This window comes from Limnohabitans sp., assembly GCF_044361985.1.
Lineage (GTDB): Bacteria > Pseudomonadota > Gammaproteobacteria > Burkholderiales > Burkholderiaceae_C > Limnohabitans_A.
Map to the genome: position 1 here is coordinate 1 of NZ_JBIKHV010000105.1, position 6,925 is coordinate 6,925.

7 protein-coding genes are annotated in these 6,925 nt (G+C 56.5%); 3 read left to right on the top strand and 4 right to left on the bottom strand.

Going from position 1 to position 6,925, the window contains the following annotated elements; translation table 11 throughout:
- Positions 1-49: 49 nt before the first annotated feature.
- Positions 50-1,153: a lytic murein transglycosylase B gene (gene mltB, locus ACIQ3A_RS12865; protein WP_396432132.1), complete on the bottom strand. Its 1,104-nt coding sequence runs from the start codon at positions 1,151-1,153 to the stop codon at positions 50-52.
- Positions 1,154-1,407: 254 nt separating this feature from the next.
- Here mltB and ACIQ3A_RS12870 point away from each other — a divergent pair, with 254 nt between their 5' ends.
- From ACIQ3A_RS12870 to ACIQ3A_RS12880, 3 genes are all read left to right on the top strand, one after another.
- The gene (locus tag ACIQ3A_RS12870; RefSeq protein WP_396432126.1) at positions 1,408-2,361 is read left to right on the top strand and encodes a histone deacetylase family protein; all 954 of its coding nucleotides are present in this window, start codon (positions 1,408-1,410) and stop codon (positions 2,359-2,361) included.
- A 64-nt stretch (positions 2,362-2,425) separates the two neighbouring features.
- Entirely contained in the window at positions 2,426-3,226 is an 801-nt protein-coding gene (locus tag ACIQ3A_RS12875; protein ID WP_396432127.1) for an enoyl-CoA hydratase, read from the top strand.
- Positions 3,214-4,488 carry a mechanosensitive ion channel family protein gene (locus ACIQ3A_RS12880; protein ID WP_396432128.1) on the top strand — a complete coding sequence of 425 codons (1,275 nt, stop codon included), beginning with the start codon at positions 3,214-3,216 and terminating at the stop codon, positions 4,486-4,488. The genes ACIQ3A_RS12875 and ACIQ3A_RS12880 overlap by 13 nt, the downstream gene beginning before the upstream one ends.
- Here the strand turns inward: ACIQ3A_RS12880 and ACIQ3A_RS12885 are convergent.
- The 3 genes from ACIQ3A_RS12885 to dctP all read right to left on the bottom strand — a co-directional run.
- Positions 4,475-5,767 (bottom strand): TRAP transporter large permease, encoded by a 1,293-nt coding sequence (locus tag ACIQ3A_RS12885; protein WP_396432129.1) that lies wholly within the window; start codon positions 5,765-5,767, stop codon positions 4,475-4,477. The two genes, ACIQ3A_RS12880 and ACIQ3A_RS12885, sit on opposite strands and share 14 nt — an antisense overlap.
- The gene (locus ACIQ3A_RS12890) at positions 5,764-6,216 is read right to left on the bottom strand and encodes a TRAP transporter small permease (protein WP_396432130.1); all 453 of its coding nucleotides are present in this window, start codon (positions 6,214-6,216) and stop codon (positions 5,764-5,766) included. The genes ACIQ3A_RS12885 and ACIQ3A_RS12890 overlap by 4 nt, the downstream gene beginning before the upstream one ends.
- Before the next feature lie 121 nt (positions 6,217-6,337).
- The coding region (dctP, locus tag ACIQ3A_RS12895; protein ID WP_396432131.1) for a TRAP transporter substrate-binding protein DctP at positions 6,338-6,925 on the bottom strand (588 nt) is incomplete at its 5' end.

Consider the following 6,925-nt stretch of genomic DNA (forward strand, 5'->3'; position numbering starts at 1 on the left):
TTCACAGCAGTCCACTTGGTCAGCAGCAGTTTTTTGGGGTTCAGCGGGTTCATGGCTTGTTTTGCATTTCCCGCGCTACCGCTTCGGCCAGATCAATCACCGCCATGGCGTAGTAGCTGCTCCAGTTGTACCGTGTGATGGCATAAAAGTTTTCTGTGCCTGCCACGTAGCTGGGCGCGTTAGTGCCGTTGCGCAACTCGATCAATGCCAGTGGCCCCTCGTGTTGCAGGGCCGCCCCCTCTAGCGCAGCACCTTTGCCTACAAAATTGGCCACACTGAAGGTGGGCAAGATGTCTGGGGCCATCAGGCTGTCCATGTCGGTCTGGCCTAGACTCAAAGTCACAGGGTAATGCGTGGGCATGCCGCTGCGCCACTGGAAGGCCTTGAAGTAATTGGCCACCGAGCCGATGGCATCGGCGGGGCTGCCAAACAAGTCGATGCGGCCATCGCCATCAAAGTCGATGGCAAACTTGGTCCAGCTGGATGGCATGAACTGTGGCAGGCCCAAGGCACCAGCGTAACTGCCACGGATGGCCAAGGGATCTGCACCGCTGCGCGATGTCAGTTGCAAAAATTGCTCCAGCTCGCTGCGGAAAAAAGCCTGGCGTTCAGTGGCTCTGGGGTGGGCCTGCGGAAAATGAAAGGCCAAAGTGCCCAGTGCATCCACCACACGGAAGTTGCCTGTGTTTTGGCCATACAGCGTTTCGACGCCAATGATGCCGACGATGATCGATGCCGGCACGCCATATTCCCGTTCGGCACGCTCGAGCGTTTTTCGATGCCTGAGCCAGAACTGCAGTCCCGCCTGAATGCGCACCGTCTCAATGAAGCGTGCACGGTAAGCGCCCCAGTCCTTGGCCACAGGGCTGGCAGCTGGAAGCACCAGCTTTTCCACCAAGGGCAGGCGTTGGGCCTGGTCCATGGTTTTTTGTACCCAAGCTGGGTCGAGTTGCAACCGACTCGCTGCATCCTGTGCCCACAGTGAGACTTCGGGGTTCTGGTTCAGGCGTGAACCCGGTGCCGCATGGATTTTTTTGCTGGGGTGTTTGCGGCTGGCCGCTGATGGGGTGGTTTTTTTCTTGAGCTTTTGGCTCGCTTGTGGTGTCTGCTTGTCGGGCTTGGCTTGGGGGCTTTGCGCATGGGCAGTGGTCATATGTGCCAGTCCAAAAGCCAGACAGAGCAGACCATTCAAGATGGCCTTCAGGCCTTGTTGATTGAGTTTGTGCAAGGGGCGTAAGAAAAAAATCATGTGGCGTTTAGTTTAAGGGTGCCGGGGCCTGCGTGCTGCCGTGGTCTGCGTGCCTGGGGGGCTATGCTTGCCGTGATAAGCTGAAACCCATCAATAGGCAGTAATTCTAAAAAATAACAAGGCTCACATTGAGCTGAGCATGCAGGAAGACAAGCCGTATGGGTGCCACAGGTTATTTCACACATCCCACTTGCTGGAAGCACGAAATGGGCGCAGGGCATCCCGAATGCCCGGAGCGCCTGGCTGCCATCGAAGACAGGCTGCTGATCAGCGGGGTCGACATGGCCTTGCAACGCAGAGAGCCTGGCCCCGCGGCATTGGCTGACATCGAATTGGCCCATGGGCGCATGCATGTTGCGGCCTTGCGCGGTCTGGGCGATGTTTTGCGTGAAGACATGGCGGCAGGTGGCCCCTCGCACACTGCGCTGGACCCGGACACGCTGATCAATGTCCACACTTGGGAAGCGGCTTTGCTGTCGGCAGGTGCCGCCATCGATGCCACCGACGCCGTGCTGGCGGGCGAACTGGAAAACGCTTTTTGTGCTGTGCGCCCCCCCGGGCACCATGCCTGTCGCGACAAGGCCATGGGCTTTTGCTTTTTCAACAATGTGGCCATTGCCGCCAAATATGCGCTGGAGCGCCATGGCCTGAAAAGGGTGGCGATTGTGGACTTTGACGTCCACCACGGCAACGGTACCGAGGACATCGTCGCAGGCGACGACCGCATCCTGATGGTGAGTTTTTTTCAACATCCGTTTTACCCCGAAGGCGGCTCGCAATCAACAGCGGCCAATCTGGTTAACTTGCCCGTGCCGGCTTACACCAAGGGCATGGACATCCGAGAGCTGATCGACACGATGTGGATGCCCAGGCTGGAGGCGCACCGACCCGAGCTGATTTTCATCAGCGCTGGTTTTGACGCGCATCGCGAAGACGACATGGGCCAGATGGGCCTGGTGGAGCAGGATTACGCCTGGATCACCCGGCGCATCAAGGATGTGGCGCTGCGCCACGCCCAGGGCCGCATCGTCAGTTGCCTGGAAGGCGGCTACAACCTCAGTGCCCTGGGGCGCAGTGTGGAGGCGCACCTGCGTGTGCTGGCCGATGTTTGAAAAAAACGCCCTCGTCTGCAGCTGACCGGGGCGCCTGCCTTACGGTTTGGGCACAATCAGGCACATGACCGATTCCATTGCCCCAAATCCCACCGATTTGCTGTTGCACCAGCGCGATGACCGCGGTGTGCACCGGCTGACCTTGAACAGCCCCACCAGCTTCAACACCCTGAGCGAAGCCATGCTCGATGCGCTGCAGCAGGCCCTCGGTGCCATTGCGCAAGATCAGCAAGCACGCGTGGTGGTGTTGGCCGCTGCAGGCAAGGCCTTTTGTGCCGGGCACAACCTCAAGGAAATGCGCGCCAGCCCCGAGCTGGGGTATTACCAAAAACTGTTTGCGCAGTGCACCCGCATGATGCTGTCGATCCAGAATTTGCCGGTGCCCGTGATTGCCCGTGTGCAGGGCATTGCCACTGCAGCCGGTTGTCAGCTGGTAGCGCAATGCGATCTGGCGGTGTCGGCCGACAATGCCAGCTTTGGTGTCAACGGCATTGATGTGGGTTTGTTTTGCGCCACGCCCAGCGTACCTCTGGTGCGCAACATGCATGCCAAGCAGGCCATGGAAATGCTGCTCACTGGCGGTTTCATCTCGGCTGAAGAGGCCCGCAGCCGGGGACTGGTCAACCGCGTGTGTGCAGCCGCCGAGCTGGATACGCAGGTCGACGCGCTGGTCAGTGCCATCCTGGCCAAGCCGCGAGAAGCGGTGCGACTGGGCAAGGCCCTGTTTTACCAACAGCGCGAAATGGGCACGGAAGCGGCTTACCAGCTGGCAGGGCAAACCATGGCTTGCAACATGATGGATGACGTGGCCCAAGAGGGCGTGCAGGCGTTCATTGAGAAAAGGCCGCCCTCATGGCAAACATGAAATCCCTGAACATTGCCGACCCCTTGGCGTGGCTGGATGCCTTGGTCCGCGCCGAGTCGATTCAGGTGTTGGCAGCGTTTGCGGTCTGTGTGGCCTTGGCTTGGCTTGCCGTCTGGCTGGTTCGCCAGGCATTTGCCACACAAGAGCTTTCGGTTTTGCTGGGCAAGCGATTGATCGATGGTGTTTTGTTTCCTGCCGTTTTGTTGGGCCTGACGTTTGTAGCTCGCACGCTGTTGACCGGAGACCAACCGGTGGCCTTGTTTGGCATTTTGCTGCCCGTTTGCATTTCTTTGGCCTTGATCCGGTTCGGGGTCAAGGTGTTGCAGGTGGCGTTTGGTGCGGCCCCGTTTGTGCGCGTGCTGGAGCGCACGATTTCCTGGCTCGCCTGGTTTGCCGTGGTGTTGTGGGTCACAGGCATCTTGCCTTTGGTGCTGGACGAGTTGGACCAGATTCGATGGAAGGTCGGCACCAGCATGTTGTCGGTGCGGACCCTGATCGAAGGGGGTCTGACGGCTGGCGCCGTCTTGATCATCACGCTGTGGATTTCTTCGGCACTCGAATCGCGTTTGCTCAGATCGGCTACCGGCAGCGACTTGTCGCTGCGCAAAGTCATCAGCAACACGGTGCGGGCCTTGCTGATGTTTGTGGGCTTGCTGCTGGCCCTGTCATCGGTCGGTATTGACCTGACCGCCTTGTCGGTGTTGGGCGGTGCGGTGGGCGTGGGCATTGGTTTTGGCTTGCAAAAGCTGGCATCCAACTATGTCAGCGGCTTTGTGATTCTGGCCGAACGCAGCATGCGTATCGGGGACATGGTGCTGGTGGACGGCTTTGAGGGGCGCATAGTCGACATCAAAGCGCGTTACACCGTTATTCGGGCCTTCAATGGCCGCGAATCCATCGTGCCCAATGAAATCTTGATCATCAACCGAGTGGAAAACCTCACCTTGATGGATCCTAAGTTGGCCCAGACCACGGTGGTGTCGGTGGCCTATGACAGCGATGTGGATTTGGTGCGGCGTTTGCTGATAGAAGCCTGTGAAAGCGAGGATCGGGTTTTGAAAGACCCCGCCCCAAATGCCTTTTTGAGCCAGTTCGGTGCCGATGGTCTGGAGTTCACAGTCAGTTACTGGATCGCCGACCCGGAAAATGGGCAGCTGGCATTGCGCTCAGCCATCAACATCCTGATTTTGGCCGCACTGCGCAAGCATAAGATTGAGATCCCTTACCCGCAACGGGTGATGCACATGGTTAATCCATCATAGAAGGCAGCCACAGACTGATGGCCGGAAAGGCCAGCAAGATGCCCAAGGTGATGACCAGCACCAGCACCAAGGGCCAGACGCCTCGGAAGATCGCACCCAGGCCGACTTGGGGCAGCAAAGTGTTGAGCACAAACAGGTTCATGCCCACGGGCGGCGATATGAGGCCGATCTGAATCACCATCACGATCAGCACGCCGAACCATACTGGGTCAAAACCCAGTTGAACCACAATGGGAAAGAACAACGGAATGGTCAGTAACACCATGGTCAACTCCTCCATCACGGTGCCCAACAAAACATAGATAAGCATCATGGCGGCCACGATCATGATAGGTGACAGGCCTAGGCCGGTGATCCAGTCCTTGAGCTCAAAAGGCAAGCTGGTGTAGTTGACGAAGTTGGCAAAAATCGTTGCTGCAATCAGCAGTGTGAAAAGCATAGCTGTTGTTCGCGCCGATTCAACCAGCACCTGTAGCAGTATTTTCAAGGACAGGGCTTTGCGAGCCAGTGCAAACAAAAAAGCACCCATGGCCCCCATGCCTGCGCCTTCGGTGGCGGTGAAAAAGCCGCCATAAATCCCGCCGAGCACCAACACCACCAAGAGCAGTACGCCCCAGATGCCGCGTACAGCTTTGAGTCGTTCACTCCAGCTAAACTTCTCGCCAGCAGGCGCATGTTCCGGGTCGTGCCAAGTCATTAGCACCACTGCCAGCATCATCAGGCAGGCCGTCAAAATGCCTGGTAAAACTCCAGCAGCAAACAGTTTGCCAATGTGAGTCTCAGTGATGATTCCGTAGATCACCAAAATCGTAGAGGGCGGGATCATGATGCCCAGTGTGCCGCCAGCAGCAATCACGCCTGTCGACATGGCGTCGCTGTAGCCCATTTTTTTCATGGATGGGTAAGCCACTTTACTCATGGTTGCTGCCGTCGCTATGGACGAACCACAAATGGCACCAAAGCCTGCACAGGCCGCAATGGTGGCGTGAGCCAGGCCGCCCTTGCGGTGCCCGATGAAGGTGTAGGCGGCATGAAAAAGCTCATGCGCCAAGCCCGCTCGCGCGACAAAATTACCCATCAAAATGAACAGAGGGATCACCGACAAGGTGTAGGCAAAGCCGGTTTCGTGAACGACCTGGGCGGTGCTGGCCAAAGCAGGTAGCCAGCCACGTGTCAATCCAATGCCCATGATGCCGACCAGGCCCATGGAAAACGCCAAAGGCATGCGCAACAGGGCCAGCACGAAGATGGCCAAAAACCCAAGCAGTGCTTCGGTCATAAAGTACCCCCCTCGGAAGATGCATCTTCAGTGTGCCAAAAAACTTTGGTCAGGTGCACGAGACCAGTCAGGCCGCAAAGTACACCCATGCCTTGAATGAATGGGGCTTTGGAAATTTTGAGTTGCGCAGTGGTTTCGCCAGCAGCGGCAAAGTCAGCGCCTGTGGTCCACATCAAATAAGCCAAAGCCAGCATCAATGCAGCACATGCAAAGTGAACCAGTCCTTGCTGGATTTTTTGAACTTTACGTGGCAACAACACATCCAAAGAGTCGAACACCACATGTTCGCCTTTTAGCGAGACCAAAGGCAAAGCGCCAAAAATGACGATCACCATGAGGAGTTCAGTGATCTCCAATGAACCGGAGATCGATTGCGACCAGATTTTTCGGCCACTGACGTCCAGAAAAGTCAGCACCATGATGCCAAACAAGGCCAGGGCTGAAAGCATTCCGCAAATGGTTTCAAATTTTTTTTTCAACTTGTCGTCCATAAAAAAACGGTATTTGCTGGTTGGGCAAATACCGCTAGGGTTCCCCATTCACCAGGCTAATGACCCGGGGAATGCGCGATTACTTCTGCTTTTGCAATTTAGCAATTTCGGAACGGAATTCAGACAATGTGCCAGAGGGGTCTTTCAAACCTTTGGCTTTAGCACCTTGAGCCCAATCCCGCTCCAGTTTGCTGACACGAACGGTAACACCGCTGACGAAGTTGTTGTCGGCTTTGATGACCTTTACGCCATTTTTCTGCATATTGGTCAAAGCCAGGTCATCCACACGGTCCCAGGCTTTGCCAAAGCGCCTGGCAACCGCTTCACCCGAAAGCTCGTCCACGACCTTTTTGTCGTCGGCCGAGAGGCTGTTGTATTTGGCCGGATTCATCATGAAGACAAAACTGGTGTTGTACAGACCGCCAGGAAACTGGGTGGCGTGTTTGATGATCTTGTCGATCTTGAATGAGTCTGTGGATTCTGCAGGGAAAAGAGTCCCATCCATTACGCCACTGGACAGCAATTCGTAAGATTCGGGTGCAGGCTTAAGAGTGACGTTCATGTCCAGGGTTTTGGAGATCTCATTCACCATGCCACCGCCCACCCGGAACTTCAGGCCTGAGAGGTCTTCCACGCGGGTGATGGGTTTTTTGGTATTGAATACGAT

Bases quoted from the DNA above. Each gene is read 5' to 3' on its own strand.
- mltB (WP_396432132.1), bottom strand. From the start codon at position 1,153: ATGACCACTGCCCATGCGCAAAGCCCCCAAGCCAAGCCCGACAAGCAG.
- ACIQ3A_RS12870 (WP_396432126.1), top strand. From the start codon at position 1,408: ATGGGTGCCACAGGTTATTTCACACATCCCACTTGCTGGAAGCACGAA.
- ACIQ3A_RS12875 (WP_396432127.1), top strand. From the start codon at position 2,426: ATGACCGATTCCATTGCCCCAAATCCCACCGATTTGCTGTTGCACCAG.
- ACIQ3A_RS12880 (WP_396432128.1), top strand. From the start codon at position 3,214: ATGGCAAACATGAAATCCCTGAACATTGCCGACCCCTTGGCGTGGCTG.
- ACIQ3A_RS12885 (WP_396432129.1), bottom strand. From the start codon at position 5,767: ATGACCGAAGCACTGCTTGGGTTTTTGGCCATCTTCGTGCTGGCCCTG.
- ACIQ3A_RS12890 (WP_396432130.1), bottom strand. From the start codon at position 6,216: ATGCTTTCAGCCCTGGCCTTGTTTGGCATCATGGTGCTGACTTTTCTG.